15 protein-coding genes are annotated in these 17,581 nt (G+C 71.3%); 10 read left to right on the forward strand and 5 right to left on the reverse strand.

Annotated elements, in window-relative coordinates:
• Positions 1-72: 72 nt before the first annotated feature.
• From ACFYQA_RS23590 to rox, 5 genes are all read left to right on the forward strand, one after another.
• Positions 73-2,328, forward strand: coding sequence for a phosphotransferase family protein (locus ACFYQA_RS23590; protein ID WP_388921125.1), 2,256 nt, complete (start codon positions 73-75; stop codon positions 2,326-2,328).
• A 57-nt stretch (positions 2,329-2,385) separates the two neighbouring features.
• Complete coding sequence (locus ACFYQA_RS23595; protein WP_388921128.1) at positions 2,386-3,633, forward strand: aminotransferase class V-fold PLP-dependent enzyme; 1,248 nt, start codon at positions 2,386-2,388, stop codon at positions 3,631-3,633.
• Between the two features lie 90 nt (positions 3,634-3,723).
• Entirely contained in the window at positions 3,724-4,449 is a 726-nt protein-coding gene (locus ACFYQA_RS23600) for a class I SAM-dependent methyltransferase (RefSeq protein WP_388921131.1), read from the forward strand.
• A gap of 364 nt (positions 4,450-4,813) precedes the next feature.
• Positions 4,814-5,095, forward strand: coding sequence for a hypothetical protein (locus ACFYQA_RS23605; protein ID WP_388921134.1), 282 nt, complete (start codon positions 4,814-4,816; stop codon positions 5,093-5,095).
• A gap of 340 nt (positions 5,096-5,435) precedes the next feature.
• Positions 5,436-6,905: a rifampin monooxygenase gene (gene rox, locus ACFYQA_RS23610; RefSeq protein ID WP_388921137.1), complete on the forward strand. Its 1,470-nt coding sequence runs from the start codon at positions 5,436-5,438 to the stop codon at positions 6,903-6,905.
• A gap of 92 nt (positions 6,906-6,997) precedes the next feature.
• Here rox and ACFYQA_RS23615 read toward each other — a convergent pair whose 3' ends face one another.
• Entirely contained in the window at positions 6,998-7,909 is a 912-nt protein-coding gene (locus ACFYQA_RS23615; RefSeq protein ID WP_388921140.1) for a GNAT family N-acetyltransferase, read from the reverse strand.
• 376 nt (positions 7,910-8,285) lie between these two features.
• Here ACFYQA_RS23615 and ACFYQA_RS23620 point away from each other — a divergent pair, with 376 nt between their 5' ends.
• The 3 genes from ACFYQA_RS23620 (at position 8,286) to ACFYQA_RS23630 (ending at position 10,126) form a co-directional block, all read left to right on the forward strand.
• Positions 8,286-8,888 carry a helix-turn-helix domain-containing protein gene (locus ACFYQA_RS23620; RefSeq protein ID WP_388921143.1) on the forward strand — a complete coding sequence of 201 codons (603 nt, stop codon included), beginning with the start codon at positions 8,286-8,288 and terminating at the stop codon, positions 8,886-8,888.
• A gap of 122 nt (positions 8,889-9,010) precedes the next feature.
• Positions 9,011-9,640: a hypothetical protein gene (locus ACFYQA_RS23625; RefSeq protein ID WP_388921146.1), complete on the forward strand. Its 630-nt coding sequence runs from the start codon at positions 9,011-9,013 to the stop codon at positions 9,638-9,640.
• A gap of 153 nt (positions 9,641-9,793) precedes the next feature.
• On the forward strand, positions 9,794-10,126 hold the full coding sequence (locus ACFYQA_RS23630) for a DUF2516 family protein (protein ID WP_388921219.1): 333 nt from the start codon (positions 9,794-9,796) through the stop codon (positions 10,124-10,126).
• Between the two features lie 93 nt (positions 10,127-10,219).
• Here ACFYQA_RS23630 and ACFYQA_RS23635 read toward each other — a convergent pair whose 3' ends face one another.
• The 3 genes from ACFYQA_RS23635 to ACFYQA_RS23645 all read right to left on the reverse strand — a co-directional run bounded on the left by ACFYQA_RS23635 (position 10,220) and on the right by ACFYQA_RS23645 (position 14,298).
• The gene (locus tag ACFYQA_RS23635) at positions 10,220-11,668 is read right to left on the reverse strand and encodes a PP2C family protein-serine/threonine phosphatase (RefSeq protein WP_388921149.1); all 1,449 of its coding nucleotides are present in this window, start codon (positions 11,666-11,668) and stop codon (positions 10,220-10,222) included.
• Between the two features lie 432 nt (positions 11,669-12,100).
• Positions 12,101-13,360, reverse strand: a complete 1,260-nt coding sequence (locus ACFYQA_RS23640; protein WP_388921152.1) for an NlpC/P60 family protein — start codon at positions 13,358-13,360, stop codon at positions 12,101-12,103.
• A 146-nt stretch (positions 13,361-13,506) separates the two neighbouring features.
• Positions 13,507-14,298, reverse strand: coding sequence for a class I SAM-dependent methyltransferase (locus ACFYQA_RS23645; RefSeq protein ID WP_388921222.1), 792 nt, complete (start codon positions 14,296-14,298; stop codon positions 13,507-13,509).
• A gap of 353 nt (positions 14,299-14,651) precedes the next feature.
• Between ACFYQA_RS23645 and mshA the strand changes: the two genes are divergently transcribed.
• Both mshA and ACFYQA_RS23655 read left to right on the forward strand, forming a co-directional pair.
• On the forward strand, positions 14,652-15,989 hold the full coding sequence (mshA, locus tag ACFYQA_RS23650) for a D-inositol-3-phosphate glycosyltransferase (protein WP_388921155.1): 1,338 nt from the start codon (positions 14,652-14,654) through the stop codon (positions 15,987-15,989).
• Entirely contained in the window at positions 15,982-16,500 is a 519-nt protein-coding gene (locus ACFYQA_RS23655; protein WP_388921158.1) for a YbjN domain-containing protein, read from the forward strand. The genes mshA and ACFYQA_RS23655 overlap by 8 nt, the downstream gene beginning before the upstream one ends.
• A 185-nt stretch (positions 16,501-16,685) precedes the next feature.
• Here ACFYQA_RS23655 and ACFYQA_RS23660 read toward each other — a convergent pair whose 3' ends face one another.
• Positions 16,686-17,567 carry an AraC family transcriptional regulator gene (locus tag ACFYQA_RS23660; RefSeq protein ID WP_388921161.1) on the reverse strand — a complete coding sequence of 294 codons (882 nt, stop codon included), beginning with the start codon at positions 17,565-17,567 and terminating at the stop codon, positions 16,686-16,688.
• Positions 17,568-17,581: the final 14 nt, after the last annotated feature.

A 17,581-nucleotide genomic window follows, 5' to 3' on the forward strand; every position in this document is an offset into this window, starting at 1 on the left:
TCATGCGTGGTACCGGCCTCGTGCCTACCGTTTGCCATGTCGTGACTCCCCTCGCACCTTCCGGAGTGGCCAGTGGGCGCACCCCCCCTTCCCCGTCCCGTCCTCGGGGAACATCCCACGCCCTCGCCGGGATACCGCACCTTCGTCAGTCTGGCCGTACAGGTGGGGCAGGCGATCAGCGGCCACCACCATCAGAACTACGTCATGCCGGTCACACCAGCCATGGCGAAACCGCTGGGCCGCGCGGCCGGTACGTCCGTGACCGTGCGGATCCGTCGTACCAGAGCGCTGTCGGTGGTGATCAGGACATGGCAGAACGAACAGGAGATCCTCAACGCCATCAGAGGGACCCTGCCGTACGTGCCGGAGGTCCTGGCCAGGGGAGACGACTTCGCGATCCACAGCTATGTGGAAGGAGTCCCGCTCTCCAGCGTCTGCGGGAACGGTAAACCCGTCGACTCCCTGCTCGTCCGGGAACTGGCCCGGCTTCTGGCCGGTATGGCGCTGGTGCGCCGTAACGGACTTCCTCCGCTGCCGCCCGCCTGGCCCCGCAACGACACGGACAGCCAAGGCTTTCTGCGTACGCTGGCACATCTCGCGGATCAACAGATCAGAGAGCCCAACTGGGCATTGTTCGGTGGACTGTTCGTGGCCCTGGGCATTCCCGAGGACGCTCTGCTCAGGCTGACCGAGCGGGTCCCCGTCATGGGGCGGCGACCGTACAGCCTGCTCCATGCCGACCTGCACCGCGACAACCTGATCCTGTCGTATGCCGGTGACCGGCCGCCCATCTGCGTCGACTGGGAACTGGCGACCTACGGTGATCCGCTGCACGACCTGGCGACTCATCTGGTGCGGATGCGGTATCCGGCCCATCAGTTCTCCGAGGTGGTGGACGCCTGGGCGGACGCCATGCGCGAGGTCCGCCCGAACGCCGTCAACCGCCTGGGCAAGGACCTGTGCCACTACCTGGCCTTCGAGCGCGCCCAGTCCGTGTACCCCGACGTCATACGGGCGGCGCGGTCCCTCGAGGAGTCGTTCACTCAGAACAGACTGGACGAGGCGACGGCGGAGGTGCGCAGGGCCCTGGAGGCGGCCGCCGAGCCGCTGCGGCTCAGGAGTGTGCCGGGGAAGAGGGAGATCGAGCGGGCGCTGTTCCGCTGGCTCGCCGCCCGCCCTGAGGAGAGCGGTGCCGGCCGCAGCCCGAGGGGCAGAGCCTTCACCTGGGAACCGGACCGGCGCCTCGAGCAGCCCGCGGACTTCCCCGAAGCGGCGGTGCGGGAGGCCCTGGCGCTCGAGGGAGCGGCTCCGGCCGGCCGCGTCTTCAAGGGCACCGCTCACCTCAACACGGTGGTGCGGGTGCCGAGCATCGACCGCCCCGTGGTCGTCCGCCGGAAGCTGCCCGACGTATGCGGCCGGGAACGCGGCATCCTCAGCGAGCACGCCGTCCTGCGGCTCATCGAACAAGCGCCCGTCCCGGTGGCCGCGCCGAGGGCCCTGGCGCTCGGAGTCAGCCATTCGGACGATCCCTTCACCATTCACACCTACGAGGGCCCCGCCGATGCCGGCAGCCCCCCGAACCACCCGGTCAACGGTCTGCTGCCGCACGAGGCGGACGGTCTCGTGGACCAGCTCTGCGCCCTGACACGGGTGGACTGCACACCACTCGATCCGCTGGTCGGGGCCGAAGGGTCCTACCCCTCGCTCAAAGAGCGACTGGTCCTGCTGGTGGCCGAACTTCCGGAGCGTTCACAACGGTTGGCGCGGCATCTCGGGCTCCCGGACGCCGACCGCCTTCGGCAGCTCCTGTCCCGCCACGAGGTGAGCCACCGCAAGCCCTCCCTGCTGCACGGCGATCTCAACCCGTGGAACCTGGTACGCAGGGACGACGCCTTCGCGCTGACCATCATCGACTGGGAGATGGCCCTGGTCGGCGACCCCCTCTACGACCTGGTGCGCCACATGCACCTGACGCCCACCCGCCCGGAGATCCGCGAGCGGATGTTCCGCCGCTGGGAACGCCGGCTGCCGCCCGAATGCACCCGGGACTGGCAGAGGGACTGGCAGGTGTACCGCTGGCTGGAGATCGTGCGCTCCGCCTACATCGACCTCGACCGTATCGTGACCGGAGCGAGCCTGGACGCCCCCAACGTCCAGCGTGCGGTGGACTCCTACGCCATAACGCTGGCGGTGGCGACCGGGACGCTGGGCCTGCCGACCCGTACCACCGCCCCTTTTGCCGGCGAGGGATTGTCATGGCCGGACATCCCGTGCCACCATCCCGAGTCGTCCTGCGTCCTGGGCCTTCCCGTTCCGGGGATCCGATGACCGCCGGTGCGAGAAGGCTGTACCCGGGGCCTCTCCCGGGACCCGGAGGGGAGTCATGTGAGCGAGACCGAGGTCACCACCGCACCGCGCCCCCTGCTGCTGGCCGACGGCCGGCCGGCCCTCCACGCGTGGTCACTGGACCCGGCCCTGCGGCACCTCAACCACGGTTCGTTCGGGGCGGTCCCGTTGGTGGCACAGGAGCACCAGCAGCGGGTGCGGGAGGAGATGGAGAGCGCGCCGGTGGTCTGGTTCCCCGCGCTGCCGCAACGGCTCGCGGAGGCCAGGGGCGACCTCGCAGCATTCCTCGGGGCGGACCCCGGTGACCTCGCCCTGGTGCCGAACGCGAGCGCCGGCGCCAGCGTCGTCCACGCCAACCTCGAGCGCCGCCACGGCGGGGAGATCGTCGTCACCGACCACGGCTACGGCGCCGTCACCATGAGCGCCGAGCGCCTGGCACGCCGCTGGGGCGGCCGGGTCCGTACGGCCACGGTGCCGCTGGACGCGGACGAGGAGCAGGCGTACGAGGCCGTCGCCGCCGAGCTGAGCGACGCCACCGACCTCGTGGTCGTCGACCAGATCACCTCGCCGACCGCCCGCCGCATGCCGGTGGAACGGATCGGCGCCGAGACGCGGCGGCGCGGTGTCCCGCTGCTCGTCGACGGCGCGCACGCGCCGGGACTGATCGCCGCCCCGCTCGCCGGGCCGGCCTGCGACTTCTGGGTCGGCAACCTGCACAAGTGGGCCTGCGCGCCGCGCGGCACCGCCGCCCTGGTCGCCCGTGGCCCGCAGCGGGACGACCTGTATCCGCTGATCGACTCCTGGGGGGCCGAGGACCCGTACCCCGACCGCTTCGACCAGCAGGGCACGATCGACGCCACCGGCCCTCTCGCCGCCGCCACCGCGATTGATTTCGTCGAGAGCACCTGGGGCTGGCCCGCCGCCCGCCGGTACATGGACGACCTGGCCGGTTACGCCGAGCGGACCATCGGCGCCGCGCTCGCCGCACTGACAGGCTTCGACGGCCCGGTGGACGTCGGCATGCCCGTACCCGGGATGCGGCTGGTGCGGCTGCCCGAGGGCCTGGCCGACAGCCGCGTCTCGGCCGACGCGCTGCGCGACCGGGCGGCCGGGGAACTGGGGGTGGAGGCCGCCTTCACCAGTTTCGACGGCATCGGCTATCTGCGGCTCTCCGCCCACGTCTACAACACCGCCGAGGACTACGAGTACTTCGCCGAGCACTGCGTTCCGATCATCGGAGAGTGGGCCCGCGCGGCCCGCGCCCAACAGCGGCACCGCGCTTTCTAGACCCTCTGTCCCTGGCGTCACACCCGCGTCCCGGTCCCGGCCGGGAAATTCAGTGGGCAGTTCGAGCTCGCCCCTCCTACATTCGGACGCATGGCTGATGAGTGCTTCGGGCATCCGCGCCTCGCTGCGATGTATGACGTCCTCGACCCCGATCGCGGCGATCTCGACGCTTACCTCGAGCCGGCGGAAGCGGAGGGGGCGCGTCAGGTGCTGGACATCGGCTGCGGGACGGGGGTGTTCGCGCTTCTGCTGGCCGGCCGCGGGATCGAGGCCGTCGGAGTCGATCCCGCCCGGGCGTCCCTCGACGTGGCCCGGGGCAAGCCGGGCAGCGAGCGAGTGCGCTGGATCTGTGGTGACGCGACGGCACTTCCGCCGCTGCGGGCCGACCTGGCGACCATGACGGCGAACGTCGCCCAGGCCATCGTCGATCCCTGGAGGTGGCGGGAGACCCTGCGGGGCGCTCGCGAAGCACTGCGACCCGGCGGGCGCCTGGTCTTCGAGACCCGGGACCCGGCCGCCCGTGCCTGGGAGGGATGGAACCGTGCGGCTTCGTACAGCGTGACGGATGTTCCGGGCGCCGGCGCGGTCGAGAGCTGGGTCGAGCTGGTCGAGGTGGCGTGGCCGCTGGTGACGTTCCGCTGGACCTACGTGTTTGCCGCGGACGGGCAGGTGCTGACCTCGGATTCCACGCTGCGTTTCCGTGAGCGGGAGGAGATCGGGACGGAACTGGCCGAGCAGGGCTACGTGGTGGAGGAGGTACGCGACGCTCCCGACCGGCCGGGCAGGGAGTTCGTCTTCGTCGCGCGGCGTGCGTAGGGGCACGTGGCGGGCACGGCCCTCGGATCCGGCGGCGCGCTCCTCGCCTGCCGGGCGAGCCGGTACTCGTTGGCTTCCCGCATGAGTTCCTGAGCACGGATCCGGTACAACTCGAAGTGCATGCCGCTCACCACCGTTCCTGACGCCGAGCCCTCCGCCCGGCCTTCCTGAGGCTGCGGCCTCACCCAAGGTGAAGGTCAACCACCGGCGCCCGCACCGCCGGGGCCGTCACCTCGTGGAGCATCACCGCACGGCATCCGATCGGCTCCGGACCACCGCCCTCGTATGGCCGAAAGCTCCTCGCCTCGTTTTTGGAGATGTACTTCTAAGCGGTATGCCCCTAAGAGGGAGGAAGGCCGATCCCATGGCTCGGTCTCTGCCCTGGCCGCTGTCCACGGCGAGCAGTTTTCCCAGGCCACCGGACATGTTCGACCGGGAATGGGAGTGGAACGAGCTCACAGCGTTCGCGACCGGCGAAGGCACGGGCCCGAGGCTCGGGGCGGTGTCGGGACGCCGCAGTCGGGGCACCAGCCACGCCACCCCCGCCTGCTACAGCGGCGCGGGCTTCACCCCGGAGCTGCGGGCGGCCGCCGACCGGGGCGAGGTCCTGCTCGTGGACCTGGAGCGGCTGTACGGGGGCTCGTAGCGTCCGTCCCGGCTCGGGCAGGCAGATCGGCGAGGGGGCCTGGGAGATCTGAGTAGCCCGGGAGGTCTGAGAGGCCCGGGAGGACGAAACGACAAAGGCAAGGAGAGAATCCGTCTCCTTGCCCTTCTCAACGTATAGCGCACCGGGGGGCTTGCGGCAAGGCCCCGGTCGTGCCGCAGAATCGTCGCCCTGGGCCGGAACCTGCGTAAATCAGCGATTCACGATGTGTGTGCGCTGTTGTCGAGGTATGCGCCTCATTTGGGGGCGCCGAACCGTCGGCGTCGCCCGCGGCACGGTCCGTGCGGCATCCGGCATCGTTCATCCGGGGGTTGGGGTTTTCATGTTTGACGTGATCGTGGTCGGCGGCGGGCCGACCGGACTGATGCTGGCCGCCGAGCTGCGGCTGCAGGGTGTGCGGGTGCTCGTGCTGGAGAAGGAGGCCGGGCCGACCGGGTACGCCCGTGCGCTGGGGCTGCACGTGCGCAGCGTCGAGGTGATGGATCAGCGCGGTCTACTGGAGCGCTTCCTCGCGCTGGGCAAGCAGTACGCGGTCGGCGGTTTCTTCGCCGGCATCGACAAGGGGTGGCCCGAACGGCTGGACACCGCGCACCCGTACGTCCTCGGCATTCCGCAGCCGGTCACCGAGCGCCTGCTGACCGAGCACGCCGTCGCCCTCGGTGCCGAGATCCGGTACGGCTGCGAACTGGCCGGGCTGAGCCAGGACGCGGACGGGGTGACCGCCGAGTCGGCCGGTGGGGGCACCCCCGCCGAAGGGGGCGTAGCCGGAGGCGGAGGTACGCGGCTGCGTTCGCGCTACCTCGTCGGCTGCGACGGGGGCCGCAGCACGGTGCGCAGGCTGCTCGGCGTCGGCTTCCCCGGCGAGCCCTCCCGGGTCGAGACGCTGCTGGGCGAAGTGGAACTGGGCGTACCGCCGGAGACGGTGGCCGCCGTGGTGGCCGAGGTCCGCAAGACCCAGTTCCGGTTCGGCGTCATCCCCGAGGGGGAGGGGGTGCACCGCGTCATCGTGCCCGCCGAGGGCGTGGCCGAGGACCGTACGGTCGCGCCGACCCTCGACGAACTCAAGCGGCAGCTAAGGGCGTTCGCCGGCACCGACTTCGGCGTGCACTCGCCACGCCGGATCTCCCGCTTCGGCGACGCCACCCGCCTCGCCGAGAGCTACCGGACCGACCGGGTGCTGCTGGCCGGCGACGCGGCACACATCCACCCGCCAACCGGTGGGCAGGGCCTCAACCTCGGTATCCAGGACGCCTTCAACCTCGGCTGGAAACTCGCCGCCGAGGTGAGCGGCTGGGCACCGGAGGGGCTGCTGGACAGTTACGAGACCGAACGGCGCCCGGTGGCCGCCGACGTGCTGGACAACACCCGCGCGCAGATGTTCCTGCTGTCGGCCGAACCGGGGCCCCAGGCGGTGCGCCGACTGCTGTCGGAGCTGATGGACTTCGAAGACGTGAACCGCCACCTGATCGAGAAGATCACCGCGATCGGGATCCGCTACGACTTCGGCGAGGGCCACGCACTCCTCGGCCGACGGCTGCGGGACGTGGGGCTGAAGCAAGGACGCCTGTACGAGCTGATGCGCGGCGGACGCGGACTGCTGCTCGACCGGACCGGCGGCCGGCTCTCGGTGGAGGGCTGGGCGGACCGGGTCGACCACGTCGTCGACGCCGGCGAGGAACCGGACGTCCCCGCGGTGCTGCTGAGGCCGGACGGACATGTGGCGTGGGTCGGCGAGGACCAGCGGGATCTCCTCGGCCGGCTCCCCAGGTGGTTCGGCGCGGCCACCGGCTGAGCGCTGCCCCGCCCCGGCCGGTCGGTCAGTCGAACGGCCGGCCGGTCACGGGACCGGGCGGATCGAGCGGGAGCGAGGCCCCACCCGGGTGCTCACTCGGTGCGCCGCGAGTTCGCCCGCTCTCCACCGACGTCCGGTGCGGCACACGAGAAGTCGTACGCGGCCCAGTCGGTGAGCGTGCGATAGCCGAGGCGTTGGTAGAGGGCGTTGCTGGTGGGGTTGGCCAGGTCCGCGAACAGCACGACGTCCCTCGCGCCCGCGGTCAGCGCGGCCCGGCTCACCTCCGCCGCCACGGCACCCGCGTAGCCGCGCCCGCGCAGGTGGGCCGGGGTATAGACGATGTCCACCTGGATCTGGCCGCCGATCAGCGGGTTCATGCCCGCGATGGAGACGGGGGTGCCGTCCGGGGTCTCCCAGAGCGTGTAGCGCTTGTCGGCGAAGCGGGTGGAGGCCCAGGTGTCGGCGTCGATGGAAACGTCTTCCCCGACGGCATTGGCGAACTCGCCGCACCAGAACATGACCTGTTCAAGGTCCTGCTCGCCCAGGATGCGGCCCCGGCCCGACGGCAGCGGCTCCGGCGGGGTGAGCGTGCCGAGGCGGTACAGACGGAGCCGCGTGTCGCGGAGTCTCGGCGTCGCGCCGGTGTGCCGCTGCCAGGCCTCGGCGAAAGCGGTGGCGGCGCTGTGGTCCGCGTTGACGGACGGAAGGGAGCGCCCGAGGGCGGCCAGACGGGCGGCGAGGGAGTCGGCCTGCTCGGGCGTGAGCGGGGAGAGGCCGAGACCACGGTGCGGGAGGCGGAAGAAGGTGGCGTGCACCTCGCCTGCTCGCTCCAGCACGCCGAAGACGGGGGCCTCGGTGCCGAACGCCTCCGCCCCACGCGCTCGCACCCTTTCGGCCCAGGTCAGCTGCATGACGTGCGCGCCGGGCCGGGAGCGCAGAAAGTCTCCGGCTCGGACGAGGAACTCGTCGACGTCTTCGGTGAGGTGCCATTCATCCGGTCGCATGCTTCATGATTCTTCGTGCTGGAGGTACGCCCCATGGTTTTCGGCCAGGGCGAGGAAGTACACGGTGGGTCTCGGGACCGAGCCGGGCCCAGCCCGCGCCTCGGTTCGCCGGGGCAGAAGGTCGAACGACTCGGTCGAGTGGACGGGGCGCCGCTGGTCGCGACCGAATGGCGCGGGGAGAGGGCCTGGCGGAGGGCAGCTTGCCGCACGGTTCGTCCGGGACTCGCTCACTTCACCGGGCGGATCCGGTGGGAAGCCGCAGATGTACCGGGAACGGACACCTGCCGTGCTCAGTCACACTCCGGCCCTGCATCGCGTGGCGCACTATTGCAAGCAGGTGCTTGCAATAGTTAGCGGGGTGCGGCAGGGTGGAGGCATGGCATCACTCAACGTCGGCAATCTCGGTGACTATCTGCGGGAACAGCGGCGCAACGCGCAGTTGTCGCTGCGACAGCTCGCCGATGCCGCCGGGGTGTCCAATCCGTATCTGAGCCAGATCGAGCGTGGGCTGCGCAAGCCGAGCGCGGAGGTGTTGCAGCAGGTCGCCAAGGCGCTGCGGATCTCCGCCGAGACGCTGTACGTGCGCGCCGGCATCCTCGACGCCGAGCGGGACCGCGACGACGTGGAGACACGGGCGGTCATCCTCGCCGATCTCACCCTGACCGAGCGCCAGAAGCAGGTGCTGCTCCAGATCTACGAGTCCTTCCGCAAGGAAAACGGGTTTGTGGGTCCCGAGGACGGTGAGACGACGGGGAGTGCCGGGGGCGTGGACACGGTCGACGCCGTCGACTCCGTCGATGTCGTGGGTGTCGTCGGCGGTGCCGGTGTCGCTCAGGGAGCCGAGGTTGTGGACGTCGAGGAGGCTTCGGACGCTACGGACGGTTCCGGGGGTGGTGTTGGGACACGGAGGGGACGTCAGGGCGGTGGCGGTGCGTCAGCCAAGCGCCGCCCCCGTGCGGCCGGCGGAACTGACCAATGATCCGCAGCAGACGGCCGGCTGAGCCGGACCAGGGCACCGGCCGCCGCCGCGGATCACACAGACCCTCAGACGAAGACGAAGACGAAAACCAAGCCGAAAACGAATCCGGGAGGATCCTCACCATGGCCATCACCGACGACCTGCGCAAGACCTTCAGCAATCCGACCCCCCTCTACTTCGCCGCCGGCACCGCCGACCTCGCTCTGCAGCAGGCCAAGAAGGTGCCGGGGCTGGTGGAGCAGATCCGCGCCGAGGCTCCTTCGCGCATCGAGGCCGTGCGGCACACCGACCCGAAGGCCGTCCAGGAGAGGGCGACGATCAGGGCCAAGGAGACGCAGGAGACCGTCCAGGCCAAGGTCGGCGAGTTCTTCGGTTCGCTCGACACCGACCTCAAGAAGTTCGGTGAGACCGCCCAGGACCTCGCGCTGCGGGGCGTCGGCGTCGCCGCCGAGTATGCCGTCAAGGCACGCGAGACGTACGAGAAGGTCGCCGAGCACGGCGAGCAGACCGTGAAGACGTGGCGCGGTGAGGCCGCCGAGGGCATCGAGGACATCGCCGTCGCCGTCGAGCCGAAGGCCGAGCCCAAGCCGAAGCTCGAGGCTGTCGAGGTCAAGGAGGACGAGGCCGTCAAGGGCGGCAAGGCCGCTCCGACCGCCTCCGTCTCCGCCTTCGACGAGGCGAAGAAGTCGGCCGACAAGAAGGCTCCGATGCGCAAGGCCACGGCCAAGAAGACGACGCCGCCCGCCAAGTAGCCGCGAGCGGAGCGGCAGCGGTGAGCAGTGGGTGGAACTGAACGGGCTGGGCACTCTCGTGGTGTCCGGCCCGTTCTACGGACAGCCGGCCGGCGGTTGCGGGTACGGTGACCGCGTAAGGACGAGCCGAGTCGGGTGGTGGACGTTGTGCTGATGCAGGGCTTCGCTGGGTTCATGTGGCTGCTGAGCATGGCCCTGATCGTTTTCAGCGGCTTCGCGTTGATCGACGCGGCCATTCGCCGCGAGGACGCCTATCGCGCGGCGGACAAGAAGACCAAGCCGTTCTGGCTGATCATCCTTGGGCTCGCCTTCGTAGTGAACCTGATCTTCGACATCATGTCGTTCCTGCCGATCATCGGGCTCATCGCGACCATCGTCTACATGGTCGACGTCCGTCCCGCCCTGCGCGGCCTCTCCGGCGGCGGGCGCAGCCGGCGGGGCTCCAGCAGCGACGGCCCCTACGGCCCGTACAACGGCGGTCGGTAAAGGCACCGGACCGGAGCCGGATCAACTGGACCAGGTCAACCGGACCAGGTCAACCGGACCGGACCGGATCGGACAGGGCTGGACCGGCCACGGTTACGGCTGTGGCACCCGGTCCAGGAGGAGTACCGCCACGTCGTCGGCCAGCTCGCCGCCGTTGAGGGCGCGGACCTCGTTGACCGCCGCTCGGAGCAGTTCCTCGCCGCGCAGGCCGTCGGTGAGCTGGCGGCGGACCATACCGACCATGCCGTCCTGGCCGAGCCGTTCCCCGCTGTCGCCGACGCGGCCCTCTATCAGGCCGTCGGTGTAGAGCATCAGGCTCCACTCGGTGCCCAGCTCCACCTGTGTACGCGGCCAGCGGGCGTCGGACAGCAGTCCGAGCGCGGGGCCGTTGTCGTCGTACGGCAGCAGCCGCGCGGGGTGCCCCGGGCGGGCGAACAGCGGTGACGGATGGCCGGCCAGGCACAGGCCCGCCTCCCGGCCGTCGGGGGAGATGTCCACCGTGCAGAGGGTCGCGAAGATCTCGTCGTCCGCGCGCTCGTGTTCCAGCACCTGCTGCAGCGTGCCCAGCAGCTCGTCCCCGGACAGGCCCGCCAGGGTCAGCGCCCGCCAGGCGATCCGCAGCTCCACGCCGAGGGCGGCCTCGTCCGGGCCGTGGCCGCAGACGTCGCCGATCATGGCGTGCACGGTGCCGTCCGGGGTGCGGACGACGTCGTAGAAGTCACCGCCGAGCAGGGCGCGCGAGCGGCCCGGACGGTAGCGGGCGGCGAAGTGGAGCGGGGAGCCGTCCAGGAGTGGCGTCGGCAGCAGTCCGCGTTCCAGCCGGCGGTTCTCCCGGGCGTGCAGTCTGCCCTCGGCGAGCCGGCGCTCGGCCGAGTCGGACCGCTTGCGCTCCACCGCGTACCGGATGGCCCTGCTCAGCAGCCTGCTGTCCAGCTCGTCACGGAAGAGATAGTCCTGGGCGCCCACGCGCACCGCTTCGGCGCCCCGCTCGGCGTCGCCGGACGCGGTCAGTGCGAGGACGGCGTGCCGGGGCGCGAGCTCCAGCACGTGCTTGAGCACGGCGAGCTCGTCGTCGCCCTCATCGCCGCCGCTACCGCCGCTACCGTTCGCGCCACTCGACCCGTTTCCGCCGTTTGCCGGCCGGCTGCCGGGTGCGGGCAGGGCGAGGTCCAGGAGGATGCAGTGGACGTCGTCGGTCAGCAGCCGCTCGGCCTCGGTGAGGTTGCGGGCGGTGCGGACGCGGATCGGCCTGCCACCCCGGTCGAGCAGCTCGGGCACGATCGGCGAGCCTGCCGGGTCGTCCTCGATCAGCAGCAGGGTGAGGTTGGTGGGGGCGAGCGAGGTCGCCTCGGCGCTGTCCGGCGTGATCCTGGTCCTGGCCTTCCCCGTGTGGTGCGCGGTGTCGATGTCGGTTTCGGTGCAGGTGTCGCCTTCGACGCTGCCGTTCGCGGTGCTGCCGATGGTGCTGATCGCGGGGTGTTCCGCCGTGTGCGGGGCCGTTGTCCCCGCCTCCGGGGCACCCTCGGCGGGACCGCTGTTCATGGATGCGGCGTGCGCCTGACCGCTTTCCGCGGCCGGGAGCGTTCTCTGCCGCGGTACGGATGCGGGCATTGTTCCGGGTTCCTTCCCTCCCCCCGAGGGCGTGGTGGGGGCGTGGGCTCTCGGCCCGTCCCGTGTTCACCGACTCCGTGCGAGCAGGGGTGCCCTTTCCAGCGGGGACGATAGCGGGTGTCGGCGCCGCAGCGGAATGGTGTGGAGCACGTTGCCCGGCCATCAGCCAGTGTCATATGCCGCGTAATGGGCACCAGTTGGACAGGCTCGGAGATGCAGCCGGAATGACGAACGTCACGTCCACGGGGGTTTGGTGACACCCATTGCGTGGATTGGGTCACGTGGTGCAGGTCACGGGCGGATCGAGCGGGTGGGCCGAGCGGGTGGGCCGAGCGGGGTGGAAGGGCACGAGACCCGGGTCACTCAGTTCGCGGCCGTGTCCGTGTCCGTGCCTGTGTCCGCGTCCTTGGCCTCGGTCGTCGTGTGCGATGCCGAGTTCGCGTTTCCGCTCCCGCTCCCGTTGCCACGCCCGTTCTCGTTCTTGCTTCCGCCTCCGGTGTCGCCTCCGCTTTCGTCGGCGGTCCCGCCCGGACGTACCACCCCGAGGATGGGCATCGAACCGGCGCCGGCGGTCGTCACCGTCCGGCCCGGGCGTGGGGCGTGCACCATGGAGCCGTCGCCGGTGTAGATGCCGACGTGACTGGCGTCGTCCCAGTAGATGATGAGGTCGCCCGGCCGCATGTCCTTGACGGCGACGCGCGGCAGCTGTCTCCACTGCTCCTGCGAGGTGCGCGGGATGGCCTGCCCGGCCGATATCCACGCCTGTGAGGTCAGCCCCGAGCAGTCGTACGCCTTCGGGCCCTCGGCGCCCCACACGTACGGTTTGCCGATCTGGGCGGTGGCGTACGCGACGGCCTTCTTACCCTGCCCGGTCGCCGCGGCCGCGGTGCCTTCGAGGGCGCCGGATTTCAGCCAGGCGGCCTGGGCCTTCCGGGCGGCCTGCCGCTCCAGTTCGGCCAGGCGCTCCTTCTCCTCCTGCTCCAGCTCGGACTCGACCTTCTCGGCCTCCGCGATCCTCTTCTCGATCTTCCGCTGTGCCTTGGCCTTGGCCTTGCGGCCCGTTTCCAGCTTCCGCCACTGGGCTTCGGCGTCCTCCGCGTACTGCTCCAAGTCCTCCTGGGTGCGCTTCATCTCACCGAGCAGGCCCTTGGCCGCGTGCTGGCCCTGACGTATCCGGCCCGCGTCGACGAGGAAGTCCTGGGGGGTGTCGCTCAGCATCAGGTGGGCCTCGGGCGGCAGTCCGCCGTCGCGGTACTGGGAGGCGGCCGCGGCGCCCGCGCGGTCCTTCAGGTCGTCCAGCTTCTCCTGGCCCTCGACGATCTTCCCGGTCAGCTTGACGATCTCGGCGGACTGCTGCTTCGTCCTCTCCTCGACGGCGTTGTACTCCTCGGTGGCGACGGCCGCCGCGCGGTAGAACTTCTCGAGCTTCTTGCGGACGGCTTCGAGATCCTTGGACGGTGCGACCTCGGGGTCCGTGCCGGGATGCGCGCCGGCGCCCGCCGCCGCGCTCGGGGAGGGTCGGGGGGTGGGGGCGGCGAACGCCGCGCCCGGTGCCGCCAGCACGGTGATCGCGCAGACCACGGCCACCGCCGTCGCCGTCAGAGTGCGCCTGCCCGCCTTCATGACCCCGCCCCCAAAATGGTTAATCGTCAGTAACATCCTGCTGCTCGGGGGATGTTGCCACGCCGACCTGTGAAGTGAACCAGAGGTGACCCTTCCCGTCTCCCCCTCCTCGTCATGACGATCGCCCCGTCGATGTGACGAACGACTCACCCTCGGGGCGCCAGGGCCTCCCACCGCACCGTGACTTCGCCCTGCCGCCACCGCGCCGGGCCGTCCGTCACCGGCCAGTCGGCCGCGAGGCCCCGCACCGTACGGATCCAGCGCTGGCGGGCGCCGTACGAGGCGTAGGGCGCCGCCGCCGCCCAGGCGCGGTCGAAGTCGCGCAGGAAGGCGTGCACCGGCTCGCCGGGGACGTTGCGGTGGATGAGTGCCTTCGGCAGGCGTTCCGCCAGGTCCGAGGGGCGTTCCAGGGAGCCGAGGCGGGTCGCGAACGTGACCGTGCGCGGCCCTTCGGGGCCGAGGGCAACCCAGACGTGCCGCCGTCCGATCTCGTCGCAGGTCCCCTCGACCAGCAGCCCTCCGCGCGAGCCCCGTTCCGGGGCGGCCGGTGCGAGCCGTGCGCACAGCCGCTGCCATACGGCGGCGACCTCGGCCTCGTCGTACTGGCGCAGGACGTTCGCCGCGCGGACCAGTGCCGGCCGGCCGGGGAGCGGGATCTCGAAGCCGCCGTGCCGGAAGGACAGCCCCTCGTGCTCGTACGGGCGGGCCGCCGCGACCCGGGCCGGTTCGATCTCGACGCCCACCACCCGCGCGCGCGGAGCCACGGTACGGAGACGGTGCAGCAGCTCGACCGCCGTCCAGGGGGCGGCGCCGTAGCCGAGGTCGACGGCGACGGGGTGCTCGGTGCGGCGCAGTTCGGCGCCGTGCGTGGCCGCGATCCAGCGGTCCATGCGGCGCAGGCGGTTCGGGTTGGTGGTCCCGCGCGTCACCGCGCCCACGATGGGGGTCCCCCCGCTCATGGGGGTCCCCCCGCTCGAGCGGAGTCGAGAGTGGGGGAGAAGCCGAGAGTGGGGGAGGGCGACGGCGCGGGCGGTCATGCGTACGAGGGTATGCGGGCCCCGGAGCGGGTCCGCATCGGCCGGTGCCGCGCCTCCCGCGCCGCCCGCGCACCCCACACATTCCACGTTCGAACGGTTGAGCGATACTCGGTAATGATTCGGCAAAGTCGCGATCCGGGGAGGTCGTCCGGAAATGGGAACGTGTCCCTCCGGTGTTGGGGAACTGGCGGGCGCACCACGTGCCCCCACAGCCATGCCCCCACAGCCATGCCCGCAGCGAGGAGAACCGGCACGTGAGCCAGTACATCGCCAGGCTCGGGCGGCGCTCTCCCGCCGCACCCCCACGGCTGCGACTGCACCGCAGGCCCCGCCGTGTGGCGATGCTCTCCGTGCACACCTCCCCGCTCCACCAGCCGGGCACCGGCGACGCCGGCGGCATGAACGTCTACATCGTGGAACTCGCCCAGTGCCTCGCCGCGATCAACATCGAGGTCGAGATCTTCACGCGCGCGACCGCCGCCGCCCTCCCGCCCACCGTCCACCTGGCGCCCGGTGTCCTCGTCCGGCACGTCGACGCGGGCCCCTATGAGGGCCTCGCCAAGGAGGAGCTGCCGGCCCAGCTGTGCGCCTTCACCCACGGCGTGATGCAGGCCTGGGCCGGTCACCGGCCCGGGTACTACGACCTGGTCCACTCCCACTACTGGCTTTCCGGCCACGTCGGCTGGCTGGCCGCCCAGCGCTGGGGCGTCCCCCTGGTGCACGCCATGCACACCATGGCCAAGGTCAAGAACGCCAACCTCGCCGACGGCGACACCCCCGAACCGGCGGCCCGCGTCATCGGCGAGACCCAGATCGTCGCCGCCGCGGACCGGCTGATCGCCAACACCGCCGACGAGGCGGGCGAACTCGTCCGGCACTACGAGGCCGAGCAGGACAAGGTCGCCGTCGTCCACCCCGGCGTCAACCTGTCCCGCTTCCGCCCAGCCGACGGAAGGGCCGCCGCCCGCGCCCGCCTCGGCCTGCCCCAGGAGGCCCTGATCCCGCTCTTCGCGGGCCGCATCCAGCCCCTCAAGGCTCCGGACGTGCTGCTCCGCGCGGTCGCCGTCCTGCTCGGCGAGCGCCCCGAGCTGCGCTCGAGGATCTGCGTCCCCGTGGTCGGCGGTCCCAGCGGCAGCGGCCTCGCCAAGCCCGAGGGGCTGCAGAAGCTCGCCGCCCGCCTGGGCGTCGCCGACGTCGTACGGTTCTGTCCGCCGGTCGGGCAGGAGCAGCTCGCGGACTGGTTCCGGGCCGCGTCCGTCCTCGTCATGCCGTCCTACAGCGAGTCCTTCGGGCTGGTCGCCATAGAGGCGCAGGCGGCCGGTACCCCGGTGCTCGCGGCCTCGGTCGGCGGACTGCCGGTGGCCGTACGGGACGGGGACACCGGTTTCCTCGTCCAGGGCCACGACCCGCGCGCGTACGCGCGCGTGCTGCGTGATCTCGCCGACGCGCCGCACCTCGTGGACCGGATGGGCGAGGCCGCCGCCCTGCACGCCCGGTCCTTCGGCTGGGACAGGGCGGCCGCCGCCACAGCCGACGTCTACACGGCCGCGACGCAGGCGCACCGCCGTCACGTACGCTCCCACCATGGCTGACAGGGCGGCGGAAGCGGAGCAGCGGGCGGCACGGGTCGTCGAGGGCGTACTGAAGGACGCGGAGCTCGAGTGGGAGAGTCCGACCCCCGGCACGTACGTGGTGAAGCTGCCCGGCACCCGGAAACTGTCCACGACGGTCTCCCTCATCGTCGGCCGTCACTCGCTCTCCCTCAACGCCTTCGTCGTCCGCCACCCCGACGAGAACGAGGCCGCCGTCCACCGCTGGCTCCTCGAGCGCAACCTCAAGCTGTACGGCGTGGGTTACGCCGTGGACCCGCTCGGCGACATCTACGTCACCGGCCGTTTCCCGCTGGCCGCCGTCACCCCCGACGAGGTCGACCGGCTGCTCGGCCAGGTCCTGGAGGCCGCCGACGGAAGTTTCAACACCCTTCTGGAACTCGGGTTCGCCACCGCGATCCGCAAGGAGCATGCCTGGCGGGTGTCGCGCGGCGAGTCGACCCGGAACCTGGACGCGTTCGCGCGACTGATCGAGCGGCCCGCGGGCGAGTAGGAACACCGCAGGTCACCGAAGGTCTCCGCAGGCCAATACAGTTCACCGCAGAGCCCTCGAATATGTGTGCGGGCATGGGTTGTCGGTCTGCCGTGACGCGGGTCCTGGCGTTCAGGGTTCCTGCGTGAAGAGGACGCGCAGGCGCACAGGCGGATTCGCTCTCACGGCAGCTCTTACGGCAGCGTTCACGGAAGCCCCGCCCTCGGGGTGTTCACCGCCCCGCCCGTGCAGGCGGCCGACACCGGGGGAACGGTGTCGAATGTGGTCCGGTAACGGCCCGGCGTGACGCCGACCAGCTTCCGGAAGTGCCGCGTGAGATGGGCCTGGTCGTAGAAGCCGGTGGCCACCGCGACCTCGATCGGCGGCCGGCCCTCGAGCAGCAGCCGACGGGCCCGCCCCACCCGGCGGGACATCAGGTACTGGTGCGGGGCGATGCCGTAGGCGCCGCTGAACGCCCGTACGAGATGGGCGGGATGCGCGGACAGCAGCCCCGCGGCCTCCGCCAGGCGCAGCCCCTCCACGACCCGCTCGTCGAGCAACTCCCGCAGCCGCCGCGCGAGGACGGGATCACGCAGGGGCTCCCGCGCGGTGTCCCGCGACCGCAGATGGGCCCGCAGCCGCTCCCCGACGAGCGTCAGCCGGCTCTCCGCCTCGAACTCGTCGCCGGGCTCCACCAGCGCCGCGTGCACCTGCCCGACACGCCGCCGCAGCAGCGGATCACGCAGGTCGGGCCGGTCGACGGCGGACCCGATCAGCTCGTCCCCGAGGTGCGTCCCGTCGAGGTACAGCACCCGCTTGCGGAAGCCGTCCGGGGTGGCGGAGGCGCCGTTGTGCGGAACGTGCGGCGGGAGCAGGGACACGGTGTCGTGCGGGGTGCCGTGCTCGTGCCGGTCCAGGTCGTACCGTACGGCGCCGTCGTCGACGAGGAGGAGCGTCCAGGCGTCGTGGACGTGCATCGGATAGGCGTACTCGGTGAAGCGGGCGTGGAACACCTCGACGACACCCGGAACCCGGGGCCGCCAGGCGGAAACGATCCGCTCGGGGCGCTCCGCGCGCGCTGCGGCCATGCAAACAACGTACA

The organism is Streptomyces sp. NPDC005774 (assembly GCF_042871645.1).
GTDB classification, from domain to species: domain Bacteria; phylum Actinomycetota; class Actinomycetes; order Streptomycetales; family Streptomycetaceae; genus Streptomyces; species Streptomyces pratens.

Coding starts and splice junctions, on each gene's coding strand:
- ACFYQA_RS23600 (WP_388921131.1), top strand. CDS start 3,724: ATGGCTGATGAGTGCTTCGGGCATCCGCGCCTCGCTGCGATGTATGAC.
- ACFYQA_RS23605 (WP_388921134.1), top strand. CDS start 4,814: ATGGCTCGGTCTCTGCCCTGGCCGCTGTCCACGGCGAGCAGTTTTCCC.
- rox (WP_388921137.1), top strand. CDS start 5,436: ATGTTTGACGTGATCGTGGTCGGCGGCGGGCCGACCGGACTGATGCTG.
- ACFYQA_RS23615 (WP_388921140.1), bottom strand. CDS start 7,909: ATGCGACCGGATGAATGGCACCTCACCGAAGACGTCGACGAGTTCCTC.
- ACFYQA_RS23620 (WP_388921143.1), top strand. CDS start 8,286: ATGGCATCACTCAACGTCGGCAATCTCGGTGACTATCTGCGGGAACAG.
- ACFYQA_RS23625 (WP_388921146.1), top strand. CDS start 9,011: ATGGCCATCACCGACGACCTGCGCAAGACCTTCAGCAATCCGACCCCC.
- ACFYQA_RS23630 (WP_388921219.1), top strand. CDS start 9,794: ATGCAGGGCTTCGCTGGGTTCATGTGGCTGCTGAGCATGGCCCTGATC.
- ACFYQA_RS23635 (WP_388921149.1), bottom strand. CDS start 11,668: ATGAACAGCGGTCCCGCCGAGGGTGCCCCGGAGGCGGGGACAACGGCC.
- ACFYQA_RS23640 (WP_388921152.1), bottom strand. CDS start 13,360: ATGAAGGCGGGCAGGCGCACTCTGACGGCGACGGCGGTGGCCGTGGTC.
- ACFYQA_RS23655 (WP_388921158.1), top strand. CDS start 15,982: ATGGCTGACAGGGCGGCGGAAGCGGAGCAGCGGGCGGCACGGGTCGTC.
- ACFYQA_RS23660 (WP_388921161.1), bottom strand. CDS start 17,567: ATGGCCGCAGCGCGCGCGGAGCGCCCCGAGCGGATCGTTTCCGCCTGG.